This is a genomic window from Tenacibaculum sp. TC6 (genome assembly GCF_050606265.1).
In the GTDB taxonomy this organism is placed as follows: Bacteria; Bacteroidota; Bacteroidia; order Flavobacteriales; family Flavobacteriaceae; genus Polaribacter.
The window spans coordinates 161,686-182,522 of sequence record NZ_JBOCUK010000003.1; the positions used below are offsets into that span (position 1 = coordinate 161,686).

18 protein-coding genes are annotated in these 20,837 nt (G+C 32.3%); 10 read left to right on the plus strand and 8 right to left on the minus strand.

Annotation, left to right across the window (positions count from 1 at the left end; all coding sequences use genetic code 11):
• Positions 1-38: 38 nt before the first annotated feature.
• The 8 genes from ACQY1Q_RS03045 to ACQY1Q_RS03080 all read left to right on the plus strand — a co-directional run bounded on the left by ACQY1Q_RS03045 (position 39) and on the right by ACQY1Q_RS03080 (position 6,414).
• Complete coding sequence (locus ACQY1Q_RS03045; RefSeq protein ID WP_431003812.1) at positions 39-875, plus strand: hypothetical protein; 837 nt, start codon at positions 39-41, stop codon at positions 873-875.
• Between the two features lie 129 nt (positions 876-1,004).
• On the plus strand, positions 1,005-1,568 hold the full coding sequence (locus tag ACQY1Q_RS03050) for an RNA polymerase sigma factor (protein WP_431003813.1): 564 nt from the start codon (positions 1,005-1,007) through the stop codon (positions 1,566-1,568).
• A gap of 6 nt (positions 1,569-1,574) precedes the next feature.
• The gene (locus tag ACQY1Q_RS03055; RefSeq protein WP_431003814.1) at positions 1,575-1,952 is read left to right on the plus strand and encodes a hypothetical protein; all 378 of its coding nucleotides are present in this window, start codon (positions 1,575-1,577) and stop codon (positions 1,950-1,952) included.
• Positions 1,953-2,010: 58 nt separating this feature from the next.
• Positions 2,011-2,454, plus strand: coding sequence for a hypothetical protein (locus ACQY1Q_RS03060; protein ID WP_431003815.1), 444 nt, complete (start codon positions 2,011-2,013; stop codon positions 2,452-2,454).
• A gap of 71 nt (positions 2,455-2,525) precedes the next feature.
• A complete protein-coding gene (locus ACQY1Q_RS03065; RefSeq protein WP_431003816.1) occupies positions 2,526-3,407 on the plus strand; it encodes a hypothetical protein in 882 nt (293 codons plus the stop codon).
• Positions 3,408-3,480: 73 nt separating this feature from the next.
• Complete coding sequence (locus ACQY1Q_RS03070) at positions 3,481-4,344, plus strand: M23 family metallopeptidase (protein WP_431003817.1); 864 nt, start codon at positions 3,481-3,483, stop codon at positions 4,342-4,344.
• Positions 4,345-5,841 (plus strand): GH3 auxin-responsive promoter family protein, encoded by a 1,497-nt coding sequence (locus tag ACQY1Q_RS03075; protein ID WP_431003818.1) that lies wholly within the window; start codon positions 4,345-4,347, stop codon positions 5,839-5,841.
• 15 nt (positions 5,842-5,856) lie between these two features.
• A complete protein-coding gene (locus ACQY1Q_RS03080) occupies positions 5,857-6,414 on the plus strand; it encodes an MOSC domain-containing protein (RefSeq protein WP_431003819.1) in 558 nt (185 codons plus the stop codon).
• A 240-nt stretch (positions 6,415-6,654) separates the two neighbouring features.
• Here ACQY1Q_RS03080 and ACQY1Q_RS03085 read toward each other — a convergent pair whose 3' ends face one another.
• From ACQY1Q_RS03085 to ACQY1Q_RS03120, 8 genes are all read right to left on the minus strand, one after another.
• The gene (locus ACQY1Q_RS03085; protein ID WP_431003820.1) at positions 6,655-7,446 is read right to left on the minus strand and encodes a hypothetical protein; all 792 of its coding nucleotides are present in this window, start codon (positions 7,444-7,446) and stop codon (positions 6,655-6,657) included.
• A 118-nt stretch (positions 7,447-7,564) separates the two neighbouring features.
• Complete coding sequence (locus tag ACQY1Q_RS03090) at positions 7,565-7,951, minus strand: hypothetical protein (RefSeq protein WP_431003821.1); 387 nt, start codon at positions 7,949-7,951, stop codon at positions 7,565-7,567.
• Positions 7,926-9,644 (minus strand): hypothetical protein, encoded by a 1,719-nt coding sequence (locus tag ACQY1Q_RS03095; protein WP_431003822.1) that lies wholly within the window; start codon positions 9,642-9,644, stop codon positions 7,926-7,928. The genes ACQY1Q_RS03090 and ACQY1Q_RS03095 overlap by 26 nt, the downstream gene beginning before the upstream one ends.
• A gap of 927 nt (positions 9,645-10,571) precedes the next feature.
• Positions 10,572-12,152, minus strand: a complete 1,581-nt coding sequence (locus tag ACQY1Q_RS03100) for a S41 family peptidase (protein ID WP_431003823.1) — start codon at positions 12,150-12,152, stop codon at positions 10,572-10,574.
• On the minus strand, positions 12,139-12,570 hold the full coding sequence (locus tag ACQY1Q_RS03105) for a deoxycytidylate deaminase (RefSeq protein WP_431003830.1): 432 nt from the start codon (positions 12,568-12,570) through the stop codon (positions 12,139-12,141). The genes ACQY1Q_RS03100 and ACQY1Q_RS03105 overlap by 14 nt, the downstream gene beginning before the upstream one ends.
• A gap of 55 nt (positions 12,571-12,625) precedes the next feature.
• Positions 12,626-13,207: a HupE/UreJ family protein gene (locus ACQY1Q_RS03110; protein ID WP_431003824.1), complete on the minus strand. Its 582-nt coding sequence runs from the start codon at positions 13,205-13,207 to the stop codon at positions 12,626-12,628.
• Positions 13,208-13,669, minus strand: coding sequence for an Lrp/AsnC ligand binding domain-containing protein (locus ACQY1Q_RS03115; RefSeq protein WP_431003825.1), 462 nt, complete (start codon positions 13,667-13,669; stop codon positions 13,208-13,210).
• An 82-nt stretch (positions 13,670-13,751) separates the two neighbouring features.
• Positions 13,752-14,162 (minus strand): BrxA/BrxB family bacilliredoxin, encoded by a 411-nt coding sequence (locus ACQY1Q_RS03120; protein ID WP_431003826.1) that lies wholly within the window; start codon positions 14,160-14,162, stop codon positions 13,752-13,754.
• Positions 14,163-14,369: 207 nt separating this feature from the next.
• On the opposite strand from ACQY1Q_RS03120, the gene ACQY1Q_RS03125 reads away from it, so the two are divergent.
• Together ACQY1Q_RS03125 and ACQY1Q_RS03130 are read left to right on the plus strand one after the other, a co-directional pair.
• Positions 14,370-15,122 (plus strand): TerB family tellurite resistance protein, encoded by a 753-nt coding sequence (locus ACQY1Q_RS03125; RefSeq protein ID WP_431003827.1) that lies wholly within the window; start codon positions 14,370-14,372, stop codon positions 15,120-15,122.
• Between the two features lie 532 nt (positions 15,123-15,654).
• The coding region (locus ACQY1Q_RS03130; protein ID WP_431003828.1) for a beta strand repeat-containing protein at positions 15,655-20,837 on the plus strand (5,183 nt) is incomplete at its 3' end.

Here is a 20,837-nt window from a genome sequence, read left to right on the forward strand (position 1 = left end):
GTCAAATAACTGATTAACTTTTTAAAAAATTAGAAATTATGGCGTTAAGATTTGTAAAAAGAAATGTGTACTTCCTTTCATTCTTAGGTTTTTTAGCTTTAGCTTCATGTGAATCAAATGAAACTAATGGTTTGTTAAATGAAGAATTAACTGCTGAAGAAGTTTTAAATGTTGTTTTAGAAGATAATATCTCATCAGATGTAGAAGAGGTTATTGAAGATGATGCAGCTTTAGGAGAAGTAGCAGGTAAAGGAACAGAATCAGCTAATAAACATCCTGAGTGTGTAACAAGAACAGTTGAAGAAACTGCTGATGGTAAAATTGTAACTATAGATTTTGGAACAGATTGCACAGGAAAAAAAGGCCGTGTTTTCAAAGGGAAAATTATTATAGAGTATGTTAAAGTAAACGGAGAGTTTTCTAAAACAGTTACGTTTGAAAACTTTTCAATAAACGGAAATTCTATTGTAGGGACTATTTCAGTTTCAAAAGTAAAAGAAAATATAAATGGAAATCCGGAAAGATCATATGCAATCAATCTTACGATTACTCTTAGAACAGGAGAAGTAATTATTAAGAAAGGAGAAAAAGTTAAAGAAATGATTGAGGGTGCAGATACAGATGATAGAGGAGATGACGTATTTTTAATTTCAGGATTTTGGGAATCAGTTAATAAAGCGGGTAAAACTATAAAAGTAACAATCACAACCAGTTTAAGAAGAGAATATGCTTGCAAATATATAGTAAGCGGTGTTGTAGAAATTACAAAAGGCGAAAGAGAATATACTGTTGATTTTGGTGATGGTTCTTGTGATAACTTGGTTACAATTACTGATGCTGACGGAAATACAAAAGAAATTACCTTAAAAGATTAAAGTAGTAATAGTTAACTTCAAAAACCAGCATTTTGCTGGTTTTTTTGATTTAAAAATAAATAGATAAGAAAAGTGCCTAAACTTTTCTTATTTTTTAGGGTCAAAGAAAGTAAGTTCCAATAAATCATAATGGAGGAAGCAAACTTTATAGAACAATTAACCAATAAAAAGTATAGAGAAAAGGCTTTTATAAAGCTGTTAAATCTATACCAAGAACGATTGTATTGGCATATAAGAAAAATAGTAGGAACACATGAAAATGCTGATGATGTTCTTCAAAATACTTTTTTAAGAGTGTATAAAAGTTTGCCAAATTTTAAGCAAGAAAGTTCATTGCATACATGGATGTATAGAATAGCCTATAATGAGTCGTTACGATTTTTAGAAAAAGAGAACAAAAAAAACGTTTCCTCTTTACAAGATGTGAATAGTCATTTTTTAGATAATTTGAAAGAAGACACATTTTTTGATGGTGAAGAAGCGCAGGTAAAATTACATGAAGTTCTTAATCAATTATCTGAAAGTCAAAAAAGAGTATTCAATATGAAATATTATGATAATTTGAAATTCAGAGAAATAGGGGAGTTATTAAATATGAGTGAAAATACCATTAAAACACATTATTACGCAGTTGTAAAACACATTGAAAAAAATATAACAGCTGTTGCCTATATAGATAAAATTAAAGCCTAGTTTGTTATGAAAGCACAAAATAATAACTTTAACCATAGAAATACATTAGATATGAGTTTAGAGAAAAAACATAAGGTAGATTTAGGTTTGAGTTTACCGGAAGATTATTTTGCAAAATCAAAACAATCTATCATAAAACAAACAATTAATCAGTCTAATAAAAAAGTAATTAATTTTTCAAGAGCAATATATATAGGGTCTGCTGTTGCGGTTATAGCCCTTATTATTACTCTTACCGTAGCTAATCCGTTTCAATCTCAACATAAAGTTATAGAAAGTGATATTTTAATAACTTCCATAATGACCGATGATGCCAATGCAGATAAGTTGGTAGATGAATTTGTAAATGAAGAAATGCTAACGGAAGAAATTTTTTTAGAATAAAATAAAACTTTATACAAATAAAAGGGTCTAAAAAATAATAGAGAACAAGAAGATGGAAATGAAACATATTAAAGTTTTTTTAGTGGTTTTTGCAACGTTGTTTTTGGGAACATTTACAATGCTTTCTCAAGAGTTGGAAGATGAATTACATCTTTCTGAAATGCAAAAAGAGCTGTTAAAAAATCAAAAAGAATTAATTAAAAAAAACAGAGAAGCTTTTAAGGCTACGCTTACTCCTGAGCAATTAGCAATACTAAAAAATAATGCGTTATCAAAAATAGAAAGAGAAAAAGCCTTAAAAAGAACACTTACGCATTCGCAAAAAAAAATTATAGAACAAAATAATTTAAGTGTTAAAAATGCAAAAATAAAGTTTAGAAAAACGCTTACGGCAGCCCAAAAACAAGAACTAAAAACCAGATTAGGTAACAATAGAAGCAAGGTTAAAAAGGATGTTAGAAAAAACGTAAGAAGAGAAAAAAGAAAGGGAACGCGCAACTAATTTAGTTTGCACAGATTTGGTTGATTTTAGTGGTTGAATTTTCAACCACTTTTTGTATTTTAAAACCTTGTATGAGGAATGTATATTTAATTTTTTTAGTAGTATTTAGTTTTAAAACCCTTTATGCCCAAGAAGCATCACCGGAATTTAAAAATAAGACTAGTGAAGAAGATGAAATAATAGATAATTTATTAAATCAAAATGAGGCTGATGAATTGTTTAATTTATCAGACGATTTAGATTTTCTTTACGTGTCGGTAGATTATACCAATAACACCTATTTTGCCGGAAGAGATATTGGCATAAATCAATTTAATGTTACTCCTCAATTAACCTATATAAATTCAAACGGTTTTTTTATCAATATTTCCGGAGTTTATTATAGTCAGTTTACTCCAAAATGGGATTATACCTCGGTTTCTTTAGGATATGGAAATACTTTTGGAAAAAATGAGCAGTATAAATGGTTAGTATATTATGATCGATACTTTTTTTCAGATGAAGAAAATAATCCTTTTAAAAATGCCTTTAATGTAGGGTTTGAAGTAACTAATAAAGCCAAAACATTAGGAACAGAACTAACATCAAGCATACTGTTTGGTAGTGAAAATTCAATACAACTAACCTCTTCAACCTATGGAGAAATAGAGTTGTATAAGAATAAAAGAAATGAATTAAAATTAAGACCTGAGTTACGTGTAACTGTAGGGCAACAAACCATACAATTAGCCAGAACTTTTAAATACAAAGGAAGAGAAATTACTGTATATAACGAAAACAACCACTTTGGTTTGTTGAATACTCAATTATTAGTACCAGTTCAGTATTCGATTAATAATATAGATTTTGAGTTGGGGTATATAGTCAATTTTCCTTCAGCGCTTGAAGGAGAATCTAACCTTAAAATAACTCAAACTTTCGCTTTTTCAATAGCTTATATGTTTGATTTATAATTATATTTTAAAACTTTTTTAAGAAAAGAATTGAAATTTTTTCGTTGTATATTTGAAGTTTAAATTAATCACTGTGGCTAAAAAAGACAAAAAACGAAAATTAAAACAAAAACTTACAGACAAATACAGGTTGGTTATTTTGAATGAAGATACGTTTCAAGAGCGTTTCTCATTAAAATTATCAAGGTTAAATGTGTTTGTTTTCGGAGGATTGTTTTCTATTGTGCTTATTGCTTTAACAGCCTTACTTATAGCATTTACATCTTTACGTGAATACATTCCAGGGTACTCATCAACAGCTTTAAAAAAGAAAGCTACCCGATTAACATATGAAGCCGATTCTTTAAAAAGCAGGTTAGAAATTTTAGAAGCGTATACCAAAGCGCTAAAACCTGTTTTAACCGGAGAAATTGAACCGGAAAAAATAGATACTATTATTAGTAGTGAAGGAGGAGTTGTTTTTGATGAAACAAAATTACAAGCAACCAAACACGATTCATTATTTAGAGAAGAAGTAGAAAGTAAAGATAGATTTCCATTATCAGATGCGGCTTTAAACAGAGCTAAAAACGTATTTTTCTCACCTTTAACAGGTACCATATCACAAAACTATGATGTAAATGAAAAACATTACGCGGTAGATATTGTTGCTCCAACCGGAACTCCGGTAAAAGCTATAGCTGATGGTACAGTTATATTAGCAGAATGGACAGCAGAAACCGGATATGTAATTATGATACAACATTCAAATCAATTTATATCTGTATATAAACATAACGGAACGCTGTTAAAAGAACAAGGTGAGTTTGTAAAATCAGGAGAAGTAATTGCCAATGTAGGTTCAACAGGAGAATTATCTACCGGACCCCATTTGCATTTTGAATTATGGAGTGACGGATATCCGGTAAACCCAACTAACTATATAGCATTTCAATAAATGAGTATTAAATCACTATTAGCAATTCCATTTGCCAAACAAGTAAAAAAACAAGTTTATAAATGGGCTAATAATCCGCATAAAACCCAAAAAAAAGTCTTTGAATATTTAGTTACAGAAGGATGTAAAACAGTCTTTGGAAAGGATCATGATTTTGTATCGATTAATACCTATGAAGATTTTAAAAAACGAGTACCTATTAACGATTATGAAGGCTTAAAAAGCTATGTTAACAGAGTAGTTGATGGAGAGGAAAACGTATTATGGAAAGGAAAGCCATTGTATTTTGCTAAAACCTCAGGAACTACTTCCGGAGCTAAATACATTCCTATATCAAAAGAATCAATGCCTACTCATATCAAAGCAGCACGTAATGCGCTGTTATTTTATATAGCAGAAACCAACGATGCCGGTTTTGTAAACGGAAAAATGATTTTCTTACAAGGAAGCCCTGTTTTGGAAGATAAAAACGGAGTTAAGTTAGGCCGTCTAAGTGGAATAGCAGCACATTATGTGCCGAATTACTTGTTAAAAAATCGTTTACCTAGCTGGGAAACGAATTGTATTGAAGATTGGGATACCAAAGTTGATAAAATTGTAGAAGAAACCTTACCGGAAAATATGACGGTAATTAGCGGAATACCTTCTTGGGTGCAAATGTATTTTGAAAAACTTATTGAAAAGACCGGAAAAACCATCTCAGAAATCTTTCCTAATTTCAATTTCTTTGTTTACGGAGGAGTCAATTTTGAACCTTATAAAAACAAGTTTGAAGCCTTAATTGGTAAAAAAATAGCATATGTAGAACTATATCCCGCTTCGGAAGGTTTTATTGCGTACCAAGATTCTCAAAAAGAAAAAGGAATGTTGTTACAGTTAAACTCGGGTATTTTTTATGAGTTTATTCCTGCTGATGAATTTTTTAACGAGCATCCAACCAGAATTTCATTAGCAGATGTAAAGCGAGGAGTAAATTATGTAATTATTTTAAACACTTCTGCAGGTTTATGGGGATATAATATTGGAGATACGGTTGAGTTTACATCATTAAAACCCTACAGAATAAAAGTTACCGGACGCATAAAACATTTTATTTCAGCTTTTGGCGAACATGTCATAGGAAAAGAAGTAGAAAAAGCGTTGAACGATGCTATTATAGGTACTTCTATAAATGTAAGTGAGTTTACCGTAGCCCCTCAAGTAAGTCCGGAACAAGGATTACCGTACCATGAATGGTTTATTGAATTTGAAAATGAACCACAGGATTTAGAAGAAATTTCGTTAAAAATTGATGCTTCAATGCAAGAGCAAAATATTTATTATCGAGATTTAATTGAAGGAAAAGTATTACGCCCATTGATTATCCGTAAAGTTAAAAAAGGAGGATTTCATGAATATATGAAATCGATAGGAAAATTTGGTGGACAAAATAAAATCCCACAATTATCAGACAATCGAAAGATTGCCGAAGTATTACAAAACTTTCTCGTTGAATAAATATCAATAAAACCCATGAAAATAATTACAACTAACATAGGAGAACGAAAAGAAATTAACTGGAAAGGAAAAATAGTAACTACCGGAATTTTTAAATTTCCTGTTGATACACCTATTTTTTTGGATGTAGAAGATGTAAAAGACGATACTATTTGTGATAGAGAACATCATGGAGGGATTGACCAAGCTGTGTACGGATATTCGTTAAAACATTATGAATACTGGAAAGCGCATTACACCAATTTAGAATGGGAGTACGGAATGTTTGGTGAAAATTTAACTATAGATGATTTAGATGAAACTAGCATTCATGTAGGAGATACATTTAAAGTGGGCGAGGTAGTTTTAGAGGTAACAAAACCTCGTCAACCATGTATGAAGTTGGGAGTACGTTTTAACGATATGAAAATAGTAAAGCAATTTTGGCAACAAGATTATCCGGGAGTATATTTTAAAGTAATTCAAACAGGTAAGGTAACTGCCGGAGATGAATTAATTCAAGTTAAAAAATGTATTGAAAACCCTACCATTGCTGAGGTTTATAAAAGAAAAAGAGAAGAAAAAGGAATGTAGTGTGTTGTATATACAGATATAAAACTTGTCAATCAATCTAGGTCTTTGTATCAATCCTTTATAAAACAGATAAAAAGAGGCTGTCTAAAAAGTAAAACAGCCTCTTTTTTGTTGTTAAATATTTAATAAAACCTTATAATTAGTGCTTTATATTGGTTGGAAATTAATAAATTGATTGATTTTTTAAAGATTTTATATTGAAAATTTTATCAAAAAGACTTTTTGGACAGCCTCTTTTATTTACTCCTGTAGGGTCTTTTTTAACCACTTTTGTTTTTTTCTCTCATAAATCCTTCTTTGGGTTAATTTTTTTACCTTTTTGTGTTCTTTTAAAGTCGATGTATAAAAAGCCCCATCGGGGTAAATAATTATTAATTTATTTTTCCCTGTACCATCATTAAAAGATTTTTTAAGTAACGTGCTAATATCATTATAATAACCATATTTTTTTATGTCTTCGTCAGGTATTCCTTTGTTAACGGCATAAAAATGAAGTAATGTTGTTGAGGTATCTACATAGTTAGTATTTGTAATCTCTTTGTGCCAAGTATCAATGTAATCTGGGTAACTTTTTAAATGTTTATGATAAGGGTATTTCTCGTATAAAAAAGAATTATTGCCTTTTTCTAAAGCAGTTTGTGTAATAAAAATAGAATCAGTTGTTAAAGGATTTTTAAAAAGTATTCCGGATTCTTTAGGCATTTTACTTTTGTCAGGTAAAGTATCTACATAATGAATTAACCAGGTTTTTGTACTATCAATACCATAGCGTAAAGCATAAAGTTTTTGTAATTGTTTTATTTTAGTAGATGATAACTTTCCAAAAAAATCAGTATAACTAAGCTTTTTTAATATAGTATCTTCTTTTTTAATAGTAACATTGTCAAATAACTGTGTTTTTAATTTGTTATAATAGGCTTTAGAACTTGTTATTTGATGTTTTTCGTTTATATAAATAACTGTTTTCTTTTTTTGTGCATTACCTACAACACTACAAAGCAACCACGCTAAAATTACTAACTTATTTTTCATTTTTCTTTTTTAGAATTAAAAGTTTTTAGGTTTTTAACAATTCTTGTACTTATTTAATGATTCCTTTAAATCTGTTAATTTTAATAAAGCAGTAGGTTACCCTACCGCTTTTAAATTTTTAATCACTTATAGGTGTTGGGTCATCTTTTAAATAGGCATTAATAACTATTGAATTTCCTTCTTTTACAACTAAATCTTTTATTTTTATAGGTATTTTGCTAATAGAGGCTATTTCAACATTATGTTTCCCTTTACCAATATTAAATGAATTTACTTTTGTAAAATAAAGATTATTAATAATAATTACAGGAGAGATTTCACCATAAGGCGAACCTTTATCAAAGGTATGTATCGTAATCCAATTTCCAAATGATTTAAATTTTTTCATTTCATAACTGGAACTAGGTGTTGTATTATTAATAACTGTTTTGTTAGTATAACATCCTGTTATAGCCAGACAAACAGATAAATAAATTAACTTACGAACACTTAGTACTTTTGGCATCGTTTTTTGCATAACGCTCATTATTAATAATTTTTTGAATTTCATCTTTTTTATCTTGGTCTAAAGCTTTATAGGTATCTGAAGACTCTAAACCTCCCCAAGCCATGGCTTTATAATAATCCATCGGTTGCCTATGGTTATCATAAGCAGATAACGAATAAGCTAAAGCTTCTACAAATTCAGCCATAAATTTATGCTGTGTTAGATTATTGGCAATATCATGAGGATAATTATTTCTATACTTTTGATAATAACTATTTAAAAGTACAGCTAGACCAGATCTTCTATCTTCATACATTTTTAAATTAATAAAAGCATGTAAACTTTCATGTATTAAGGTTTTAGCTATAGATAGTTGAGTAGCATCATTTACTAAATCAATATCTAAAGTAATACTTTCTATTCCATCAGTTTTAGCATTTAAAGGAAATCCTTGAGAGTTGGTGCCTAGTTGTGCTATTTTTATTTCTAAATCGTGGTTGGTACACTCACCAAATAAATCTAATACCATTTGAGATAAATGTGAGGCTCCTGCTAAATCAGGTACGATAGCTTTATTTGTATCTTTTTCTTGTAAAGCTTTAATAATATTGGTAACACAGGGGTTATTGGTGTTGTTTATAATATCATCAACATAATTAGGTTTTTCCATTAACGTTTTAATTGCTTTACTGGCAAACTTTTCAGCCTCTTCAGAATTGTTGTTTTCAATTAAAAAAGCGTTAAGTTGGTTTTTAAATGTTAGGTTTTCCGGTTTGTCTAAAAAAGCTGCTTCAGCAGAGGTAAGTCGTAAACCGTTCACACCGGTTAATTCTCCTGGAGTTAAAATAGGTACTTCATCTACAGGAGGGCAATCAGCACCTTCAGTGCGGTTGCTTTTAACTGTGGTAGTGCCTTTTTTATGAAATTCTGAGGTACAAGGCTCATTATTGTCTAAAAACTTTCTTAACTCTTCTAAATAAGCTAGTTTAATATGAGGTAGCGTTCCATTCGCTCTCAATTCTAATTCTAAAGTAGACCAGATATCGGTTAAATCACATATAATTTCAGGGTCATTAGTAGCAATAGTTAAATCTACAGGATTTTCTCCGGTAGTAAGTAGCAATTCATTAGATATGGTTACTATTATTGGAGTACAAACATTGCTAGTAACCGTTTTAGTACCGGTACCACTATAGCCGCTACTGGCATCCCCGCAATCTTCAGAGCTGTGGTCTTTATCTCCGTTAGGACCATTGCAATTATACCTAATTGTTTTTGTTATAGTATAACAAGCACTACCAACACCGGTGACAGAACCATAAGAAGTATTGTTTTTAATAAGATTTCCTTCTGAAGAAAAATAAGAACTTATTTCTCCTGAGGCATTGTTAAAATAAAAATTACCACTAGAATTTGTTGTGCCATCAATAGTAACTTCACTACAAGGGCTATCACTAGCTCTTTGTAAATTTCCGCTAACATATGCTAAAAATTCACTTACCCTATACGTTTTAATGGTCCATATGTTATTAACTACTTTATGTAGGGTAGTTTTTTTATGAGGGGTAGTGTATTTTTTTACAAAAGGGGTGCTTAAAGTACCGTCACTTTTTTGCTCTATACCCCAATTATAAAACTCATAGTCACTGGTGTTTTTTAAAGGTAAAAGTATACTGTAGGTTTTGTTGCCTTGCAAATCGGTAACTTCCATGGCAGGCGTTTTGGTGTACAAAGCAGTATTAAGTTGCGCTTTTACCGTGGCGTGAGTTAAAATAGGTTCAAAAGCTTGTAAAATTTCGGGTAGTTTTTCCTTTTTTCTATAAGCATAGGTAGAAGAGGTTTCTGATATAGTAGTTGCCTTTGTAGGTGGTATAATTACTTCTTCTTCGTATTTACAGCTATAAAACGTAGATAATAAGGTTATAAAAATAGCCAGTAGGTTAAAAAAGTTCTTTAAATTTATTCATAATTTCAATTTTTAATTAATAATGAGTTCTCAAAACTAATAGTTTACAAAATAAAAGCAGTAAGTCACTGACTTACTTTTTTGTACGATTTTTGCAAAAAATGCACATTTGTACGTGTTTTTGTACAAAACTGTACGTAAACATGTAAAAAGTCAAAAATTTGCAGGTTTAAAAATTGTGGCTGTTTTTAATAGTAAAGTAAAAAAGCTTTACCAACTAGTTTTATTCTGGTAACATGAATTTTTAGTTGTTTTTTCAATGTCATTTATAAAACTCCTGTTGTCAATCTAAAAAGAAGTGTTGGTGTTTATAAAACTTCCGTTGGCAACTTCAAAATAATCAATGGCATTTATAAAATTTGCGTTGGCAATTTCAAAATAATTGTTGGCATTTGTAAAACTATCATTGGCAATCTCAAAACAACCAATGGCATTTATAAAGTAATCGTTGGCAACTTTAAAGTAATCAATGGTATTTATAAAACTACCGTTGGCAACTTTAAAATAAGTGGTAGTGTTTTAAAAACTAAAGCTATTCAACAAAGTGTATCAAGGCTTATAAAAAATCATAGATTTATAAATAAACAATACAATGAGAAATTAGATCATTCTCATAATAGTAGCAGTTAAAAAAGTTGTCTTCTAAAAACTTAAAGAAACAAATAACTTAATTTATTGCGAGTCTTCTTTTTGAGTATCACCTTCAAGCTGTAGTACTTTTTGTAGCATACTATCATCTGCCTGATTCAATTTATACAAACCTTCATCATTAAATAAATCTCTGGCAATTAATGTTTTTAAACTTTTTCGTAATTGCTTTTTAGTACTTTCAGAAATAGTAAAATCTTTAAGCTTCGCAAAAAAGCTGTCAGAAACAGACCTGTCAGCATCAAAATTGGTAATGAAATCATCAATAGTAAGCTTCGTTAACTTTTTTCGGTTAGAATCAACATAATCAAAAGCAAAGTTGTTCAGTGGAGCAAATAAATACGTTGGTAAATAAGCAGTAGTATCAATAGGAACAAAAACATCAGGAATAATACCTCCGCCGCCATATACAATTTTACCTTTCGGAGTTTTGTACTGTAAACTGTCAACTGTTTTTATACTATCTTTATTAAAAAGCTCGCCATTAGAATACCTGTTTTCTAAATCATGTCGGTATTCGGTTGAATTTTCATCTTTTTTATAAGGCTTTTGAATAGAACGTCCGGTAGGAGTGTAGTAACGAGCTGTAGTTAATCTAACAGCAGAACCATCACCTAAATCCATTTCTTGTTGAACTAAACCTTTCCCAAAAGATCTTCGACCTATAATAGTTCCTTTATCATTGTCTTGTAAAGCTCCGGCAACAATTTCAGAAGCAGAAGCCGTATTTTCATCAATTAAAACATAGAGTTTTCCCTTTTCAAAGCTTCCTTTTTCAGTAGCAAAAGACTCATTAACATCACCTTTATTGTTTTTAGTGTACACAATAAGTTTGTCATCTTCTAAAAACTCATCCACAATTTTATTGGCAATATCAATAAAACCACCACCATTACCTCTTAGGTCAAGTACTAAGGTATTCATTCCTTTATTTAAAAGAGAATCTAAAGAAGTTTTAAACTCTTTATAAGTATTTCTAGCAAACCTGTCTAATTTAATATAACCGGTATGCTCATTTAGCATATAGGCTATATCAACACTTTTTATATTTACTTTTCCTCTAGTAATAGTAACATCGAAAAGACTGTCGTTGGTTTTTCTGTATACTTGTAATGTAACCTGTGTATCTGGCTTTCCTTTTAATTTTTTAAGAATATCACCGGATTGAATATGCTTACCATATAAGGTATCATTATCTGCTAACAAAATTCGGTCTCCGGCTTTAATACCTTGTTTAATACTAGGGCCACCTTTAATAGGTTCAATAACAGTAATAGAATCACCAATCATTCTAAATTGAACACCTATTCCTACAAAATTTCCCTGCATATTTTCTGTAACCAACTGTAAGTTCTCTTTAGGAATATAAACAGAATGAGGATCCAACTTATCTAACATTTCAGCAATAGCACCATCTAACAACTCATCGGTATTCACATTGTCTACATAGTCACTTTGAATATAGTCAATAAGTCGTTTTATTTTACGTTCGCTAGAAGAGGGTTTTCCTATAATTCCGGAATTTCCTTTACTAAAAAAAGTTCCGATAAGAATACCAAAAACAATAGCTATTGAAAAATAGATAGGTAAATTATTTTTGTTCATAAGGTAAATGTGTCAGTTTAACGCCTGCTTTTTCTAAAAAATCTAATCCGGAAGGATCCTTATATGCATCAGCATATACCACTCGTTTAATACCGGCTTGATGGATAAGTTTACTGCATTGTTGGCAAGGAGATAAGGTTATATATAAAGTAGCTCCTTCACAAGATTGAGTTGAAGAGGCTACCTTTAAAATAGCATTAGCCTCAGCATGTAGTACATACCATTTTGTATATCCTTCTTCATCTTCACAATGATTTTCAAAACCTGAAGGAGTACCATTGTAACCATCAGAAATAATCATTCTGTCTTTTACAATAAGAGCTCCTACTTTTTTTCTCTCACAATGCGAAAGCTGTCCCCATTCTCTTGCCATTTTTAAATAGGCAATATCATATTTAAGTTGTTTTTTATTCAAAATTTAAAAATTGTGAAGTTTGGGCTAATTTAAAAGAATTATTTGGCGTTATCAACTCTTACCAAAAAACACGGTCAAACATCATTTGTAAAGCAAACCCAATAACAATTGAAGAAGCAATAAGTATCCAGTCACGACGATTTACGCCAAAAACAGATTGCACTAAAGCTCCTACTAAAAGTATGAGTAAAACAATAATAATTTGTGCTGCTTCAACACCTAAAGCAAACTCAAGCAATGGTAAAAGTTTATCACTGGTTTTTCCAACCATTATTTTAAAATAATTTGAAAAACCAAGTCCGTGTATTAAACCAAAAAACAAGGCAAAAAATAAATTCTGATTTTCTTTACCAACAGAGGCCTTTTTAGCCGTTAAAACATTCATTAATCCGGTAATAAATATAGTTAACGGAATTAAGAACTCTACTAAATCTGCTCTAACATTTAAAATTCCGTAAGAAGAAAGTGCTAACGTAATAGAATGCCCTATGGTAAATAAAGTAATTAACCACAATACTTTTTGCCATTGTTTAAATTGATACACTACGGCTAAAACAATTAAGAAAAGAATATGGTCATAAGCTTTTATGTCTAAAACATGAAATAAACCTGTTTTAAAGTAAAAAATAAAATCGTTCATTTAAATTTTAATTTGTCTGTTAATTTGTTGATCAAGAGAAATAAAAGTTTCAGTTCTTGAAACTCCTTTTATGGTTTGAATATCTTTGTTAAGCAAATGCATTAAATCTTCATTATTCTTACATAATATCTTAATAAAAATAGCATAATTTCCGGTAGTGTAATGACTTTCAACTATTTCAGGAATTTCTTTTAATCGTTTTATAGCAGAAGAATATAAGCTAGACGAATCTAAAAAAATACCAACAAAAGCGGTAGTAGTATATCCTAAAGCTTTTGGGCTTAACACCATTTTATAGCCATCAATTAAATCAGACTCTTCTAATTTTTTCAATCGTTGATGTATAGCGGCACCCGATATACCAACTTCACGGGCAATACTTAAAACGGGGGTACGCGCATCCTGAACAAGTCTTTTGATAATTATTTTATCAATACCGTCAATTTTGAGCTTTTTTGTCATAATATAAAAAGTGAAAGAAGTAAAATTATAAAAAAAACCACTCATATGAGTGGTTTTTACTTCTTAAAGTATGTTAAAAAAATTAACAAAATTCTTCGTAAGCAGCTGCTAAATTTTGAGCAATTGCTTGAGCAGATCTTCCTTCAATATGATGACGCTCTAACATATGAACTAATTGCCCGTCTTTAAATAAAGCAATAGCAGGAGATGAAGGAGGAAATGGAATCATATATTCTCTGGCTTTTGCAGTAGATTCTTTTTCAACTCCGGCAAAAACAGTTGTTAAGTGGTCAGGATTTTTATCGGCTCCTAATGAAGCAATAGCACCAGGTCTTGCTGTACCGGCAGCACAACCACAAACTGAGTTAACCATTACTAAAGTAGTTCCTTCTTTGGCTAAAGCATTATCAACATCTTCAGCAGTATATAAAGCTTCAAAACCAGCGTTTATCAGTTCGTCACGCATAGGTTTTACTAATTCTTCTGGATACATAATAAAAGTTTTTTGCAAAGATACCTCCTTTTTATAGAATAAAAATAAAAATTCAATAAAAGCTAAAAATGGTATTTTAAATATACTAGATTCTATATTTAGGTAAAGCAAAAAGAAAACAATCTATCTTTATACTTTATTATAGAATATAAAAAAGGTTTAGGTGCGGAGTTTATTTAGTGTTTATATTTGATGAAAAAGTTTTACATGGGGAAATTTGCAAAATGGCTTGGAGCCGGAGCTGGTTTTACTTTAGGCGGACCAATAGGTGCTATCATAGGTTTTGTAGTAGGAAGTTTTATTGATGGAGTTACGGTTGAAGATTTTAAGGAAGAACAAGAAGAGTATAAAAGAAAAAGTAATAATAATAGAGAAAGAACACAATCAGGAGACTTTGAAATTAGTTTGTTAATTCTGGCGTCTATTGTTATTAAGTCAGATGGACATATTGATAGAAGAGAATTAAATTATGTTAGAGAATATTTTGTCAATCTCTACGGAAAAGAAAGAGCTAACCATGCTTTTAAATTATTTAATGGTATTGTAAAAAAAGATATATCAGCAAGACAGGTGTGTATTCAGATACGACAGTATATGTCACATGCCTCACGTTTGCAGTTGATACACTTTTTATTAGGAATAGCACAAGCTGATGGAACAATAGAGGTAATTGAAGAAGAAACTATAAAAAAAATTGCTGTTTATCTGTATATAAGTGAACGTGATTATACTTCAATACGAATGATGTTTACAACAAAGACAGAGAATGTTTATGATGTTTTAGAGGTTTCTAAAGAAACACCTGATGCAGAAATCAAAAAAGCATATAGAAAAATGGTGAAAAAGTATCATCCGGATAAACTTGTAGGCTTAGGAGAAGAACATATAAAAGCCGGTAAACAAAAGTTCCAAAAGATTCAGGAAGCTTACGATAGTATAAAAAAACAACGTGGATTTTAACCATTCGTCGACAGAAAATTGTACTTCTTATTGATTTTCACCGAAAAAAGTTTGTTAAAAAATGTTAATTTTTTATATTAGCAATTAAGAAATTCTTTAAAAAAAGGAGTTTAGAGTGTTCTTTTATAAAAGTATTGTAACTTTTATAGAATTGTTTTTTAAAATTTTTAAAAAGAGATAATAATATGTTGTCTTTTAAAAAAATAGTCATTATAAGTTTAATTGTAAAGTCCCCCAGACTATGAGAAAAGAATATAAAACTTAATTCTTGTACAGGTGTTATTTGATAACGCTTGGCTAAAATAATATCACATCTTTTTTAATGGCCTTTTAGTTTTTCTACTACAGCTATTTTTATTTTATTACTTCACTACTACACAAAATAAAAAGGCATTGGAGGTGTATTACCATAAAATGGTGTAACGTTTTTCAAACGTACATTATTCTATGATCTCAATTTATTACAGTTTAAAATTTACAGTAACAAGTACTGTAAAAGATTAATTAACTAACCTTTTAACGCACCCGTATTATGGAGAAAAATTACTATAATTTTAATTATAGAATTACAATTTTTAATGTTCTTATTGTACTCTTTTTCTTTCAATTGGCTGTAGCTCAAGAAGTAGAAATATTTAATTTAAAATCGGCTCAAAATACTGAAACTACAACCTCATTTGTAGTTAGTAGTGGTCCGTTACTATTAGAATCTGCTCAGAATACTGAAGCTACAACTTCATTTATAGTTAACAATAGTCCGTTATTATTTGAGTCTAGAAGCGCAAAAACCTCTTTATATTCATTTAAAGCTTTATTAGCAGCACCAACAATAGATTTAAATGGTATTACATCAGGAAATAATCATGATTTTCAGGTGCAACCAACCACTTCTAATGTTTATCCTTTAGCTGTGAATCCTGTTGTTACATCTGATGCAGGTATAGCTAGTGCAACCATTAGCTTTTCAGGAGTAGTTGATACACCGAGTGGAGAATTACTCGCTATTAACAGACCCGGATTTGATTTGTATTATTTTAATCCCACTCTAGATACTTTTGATTATACCATTGGAGGTTCAACAATAAGAGTTACCCAAACAGGAAATACAACTTTTAGTATAACGGAAACATCTAGTAATCCAATTGCAAATACAGACTTTGAAACATTTTTACAGAAGCTTTATTATGGTGATTTAAAAAATCCTTATACAGATGGAATCCGTACAATGACTGTCACTGTCACCGATACGAATGGAGCAACAGCAAACGCTCAAACCATAATACGAGTATATACAACAGGTCCCACGGTAGTAGATGAAACAAATAGTATTGCGGCTAATTCAACAGGAACGGTTACAGGCAATGTATTGTCAAATGATTCGGGAACGTCTTTATCGGTGTCAGAAGTTGAGGTATACCCTTCAAAAGTAGGTAATGTATATACAACCCTTTATGGGCAAATAACCATACAATCTAATGGAAGTTATTCTTACGATGTAGATGAAAATAACCCATCTGTAACAGGATTAAAAAGCGGAGAAAGTTTAAAAGATATTATATCCTATACGGTAAAAGATAATATAGGTATAACAGACTATGGAATATTAACCATTACAATTAATGGGGTAGATGAAGTACCTAATGCTATTGATAATACAGATTCAATAACGGCATTTGTAGATACAAGTACAACAGGAAATGTAATAACCGATACAGGAACCGGAGGAACAGATTCAGTTGACAGAGGGTTATCAACATTGGTTTGGGAAAGCAATTTTACAAGTGGAGAAACTGTAGGAGGAAAGTCAAAAGTTATAGACGGTGTTACGGTGTCTTTTGTTTCTTCTGATCCGGGAGGTTTTGGAACTTCTTTTAATCAAACGGTAGATTATACAACTAATGGAGGGCATACAGGATATTTATTGTATAATATTAATGGTACAGTTAATCCTACTGATGATACTGTGTTGACTGTTAATTTTGACCAACCGGTGTATAACCTTGGTTTTTTAGTAGTTGATATTGATTTTTCACAAGGAACATCATGGCAAGATTTGATTAGAATAGAAGGAACTTTAGATGGAGTTACTTCTAGCTATCGATACGTAACAACAGGGGGAGTTGTTGATGCAGGAAGTAATACATTTTACGGTATAGGAAATGCAATTCCTTCAGATGCAACAGGAAATATTAATGTGTTTTTTGATGAACCAATTAATCAGTTGAAGCTAAGTTATAATTACGGACCCAATGCAACTGATGCAGATCAGGGAAGTCAAATAGCTGGAATTTCAGATATTTATTGGCAAGGAAGTACCAGTAACATTGTAATTTCTCAAATAGATGGGAATGCTGCAAATGTAGGAACAGCTTATGTCGGAACTTATGGAACAATTGTCGTAAATGCAGATGGTAGTTACGAATATTTTGTGGATACAACTAACCCTTTAGTAGCTGCTTTATTAGTAGGGCAAACACTTACCGAAACATTTAGTTACACTCTTTCAGATGGAACAAATACAGATACAGCTAATTTAATAATTACAATAAATGGTTCAGGAATAGATACAGATGGAGATAATGTAGCTGATAGGGTTGATTTAGATGATGATAATGATGGTATTTTAGATACAGACGAAGGATGTAGTGACCAAATTCTAGATTTAGGTTCTTTTGATGGATTATCCGCTTTAGTAGGAGGGGTTCCTGTAACAAGTGCCCAACCATTGCCAGGAGGATTAGCTGGAGAGAATGTTTCTTTAACACTTACTCATAATGGAAGTTCAGGTTCAATTAGTGCTATAGCTAGTGGAGGAACTTTCACAGCAAGAGACCCTTCGGGAGATGGAAGTTTGTTGCAATTTGGAACAATGAATATTAATAATTCACAAGAAAGTAGCGCCCAATTTAGTTTCGATGCACCAGTAAATAACCTTAATTTCGCTATCACAGATATTGACTCAGGAAATGGTTCTGGTCCTGAATTTGTAATAATAGAAGGGTTCAAAGGAGGAATTCCTGTGGGAAGCCCTACGATGACATTGGTCGCAAATGGACCAATGCCTTCTCAAGATGGAAATAATTTTTCAGGTTCTGGAGCGAATAGTTCAAATGTTGTGAGAATATCTTTTAGCGAGCCTCTTGATAAGTTAGTTATTAAAGTAAAAGGAACACAAGCTACTAATGTATCATTAACAATTTCGGTATTTAATTTAGAGTATACGATTTGCCCTGATACTGATTCAGATGGAACACCAGATTATTTAGATGTCGACTCAGATAATGATGGATGTTATGATGCTTTAGAAGCAGCAGGTTCATATAATTATACACAATTATCATCAGGAGCATTTACAGGAGGAGTAGATGTTAATGGAGTTCCTAATACAGTTGGTGCAACCGGACAAGCAACAACAGCTGTTGTTACTGATGCTTCCGATAGTACTACATGTTGTACTACAACGATATCAGGATTTTTAGATACAGATGGAGACAATATAGTGAATGATTGTGATTTAGATGATGATAATGATGGGATTTTAGATACTGTTGAATGTGCCAATGGAGTTAGCAATGGAGATTTTTCAACAGGAGATTTAACTGGATGGACTGAAGGAGGTTCTAATAATTGGTTTGTTACATCACAACAGGGTGTAGTAAATTCAGATGCAGTAGGCACCAATACAATTACTCAAACAGTGGCAGTTGATGCTGGCCTTTCAAATGTTTTAAAATTTGATCTGGCAACATATTATACACATTCCTCTGGTATAACATTCAATGTATATATAGATGGTAATTTAGAATACACAGTTACTTCAGATCAATTAGGCGCTGAAACAGGAGGAAATAATGTGTTTACAGAAAAAAGTATTGACTTTACACCAGCAGGATCAACAGTACAAATTGTATTTGAAACAGTAAAAACAACTTCAGGAACAGGAGATGATTTCAGAATTGACAATATTTATATGATTGGTCAAGGATCTGATTCGGATGGAGATGGAACATTAGATTGTCTTGACACCGATTCAGATAATGACGGTTGTTATGATGCCATAGAAGGAGATGAGAATGTAATAGCAAGTCAATTAGATGGAAACGGAAGAATAACCGGAGGAGTAGACAGTAATGGAGTTCCTACTGTTGTAAACTCAGGAGGAGTTGCAGATATAGGAAGTGATCAAGGTCAAGGAACCACGAGTGCAGTTACAACTTCAGCTCAGCTAACCATAAATACAGATTTAGCAGTTAACACACCTTTTTGTGCGGGAGGAACAGCCAACTTCACATTTACAGCCACAGGGGTAGATAGTGGAGGACCGGCAACAAATTGGACTTATCAATTACAAAAACAAAATGGAGCAAATTGGGATAATATTGGAAGCTCAGGAAGTTTAACCAATAATGTATCAGAAGCTAAAACAATATCAATAACCAATGCTCAAACTACTGATTCAGGTACTTATAGAGTTTTATTTACTCACCCTAATAATTCATGTGAACAAGTTTCCCAATCAGTTAGCTTAGTTGTTAACAGTACTCCAATAGTTAGTGCCTCAGCAGTAGCTTCAACAATTTGTAATGGAGATAATATAGAGTTAACAGCAACATTCACTTCCGGAGGAACAAGTACTAGTGCATCAAGTTGGAGTTGGACAGGGCCAAATGGATTTACAAGTACTAACGAAGACCCTATAATAAATGGAGCAAGTTCTTTAGCAAGCGGTATTTATACAGTAACTGTTACAGATAATAATGGATGTACTAATACAGATACAGTCGCCATCACGGTACAAGATGTGGTTAGCGCAGGCGCCATCGCAGCGGATCAAACGATCTGTAACGGAGGAGACCCGGTAGCCTTTACCAGTAGTACGGATGGAAGCGGAAGCGGAACCATCAGTTATAAGTGGGAGTCAAGCACGGATGGCACAACCTGGAATATCATTGCAGGGGCCACGGGAGCTACCTATGACTCAGGGGCACTGACCACGACCACTCAATTTAGAAGAAGCACAATCTCTACCCAAAACAGTGTTGCCTGTGAGAGCAGTCCGACAGCGGTAGTGACGGTAACGGTACAAGATGTGGTTAGCGCAGGCGCCATCGCAGCGGATCAAACGATCTGTAACGGAGGAGACCCGGTAGCCTTTACCAGTAGTACGGATGGAAGCGGAAGCGGAACCATCAGTTATAAGTGGGAGTCAAGCACGGATGGCACAACCTGGAATATCATTGCAGGGGCCACGGGAGCTACCTATGACTCAGGGGCACTGACCACGACCACTCAATTTAGAAGAAGCACAATCTCTACCCAAAACAGTGTTGCCTGTGAGAGCAGTCCGACCGCGGTAGTGACGGTAACGGTACAAGATGTGGTTAGCGCAGGCGCCATCGCAGCGGATCAAACGATCTGTAACGGAGGAGACCCGGTAGCCTTTACCAGTAGTACGGATGGAAGCGGTAGCGGTACGCTGAGCTATAAATGGGAATCAAGCACGGATGGCACAACCTGGAATATCATTGCAGGTGCCACAGGAGCTACCTATGACTCAGGGGCACTGACCACGACGACTCAATTTAGAAGAAGCACGATCTCTACCCAAAACAGTGTTGCCTGTGAGAGCAGTCCGACAGCGGTAGTGACGGTAACGGTACAAGATGTGGTTAGCGCAGGCGCCATCGCAGCGGATCAAACGATCTGTAACGGAGG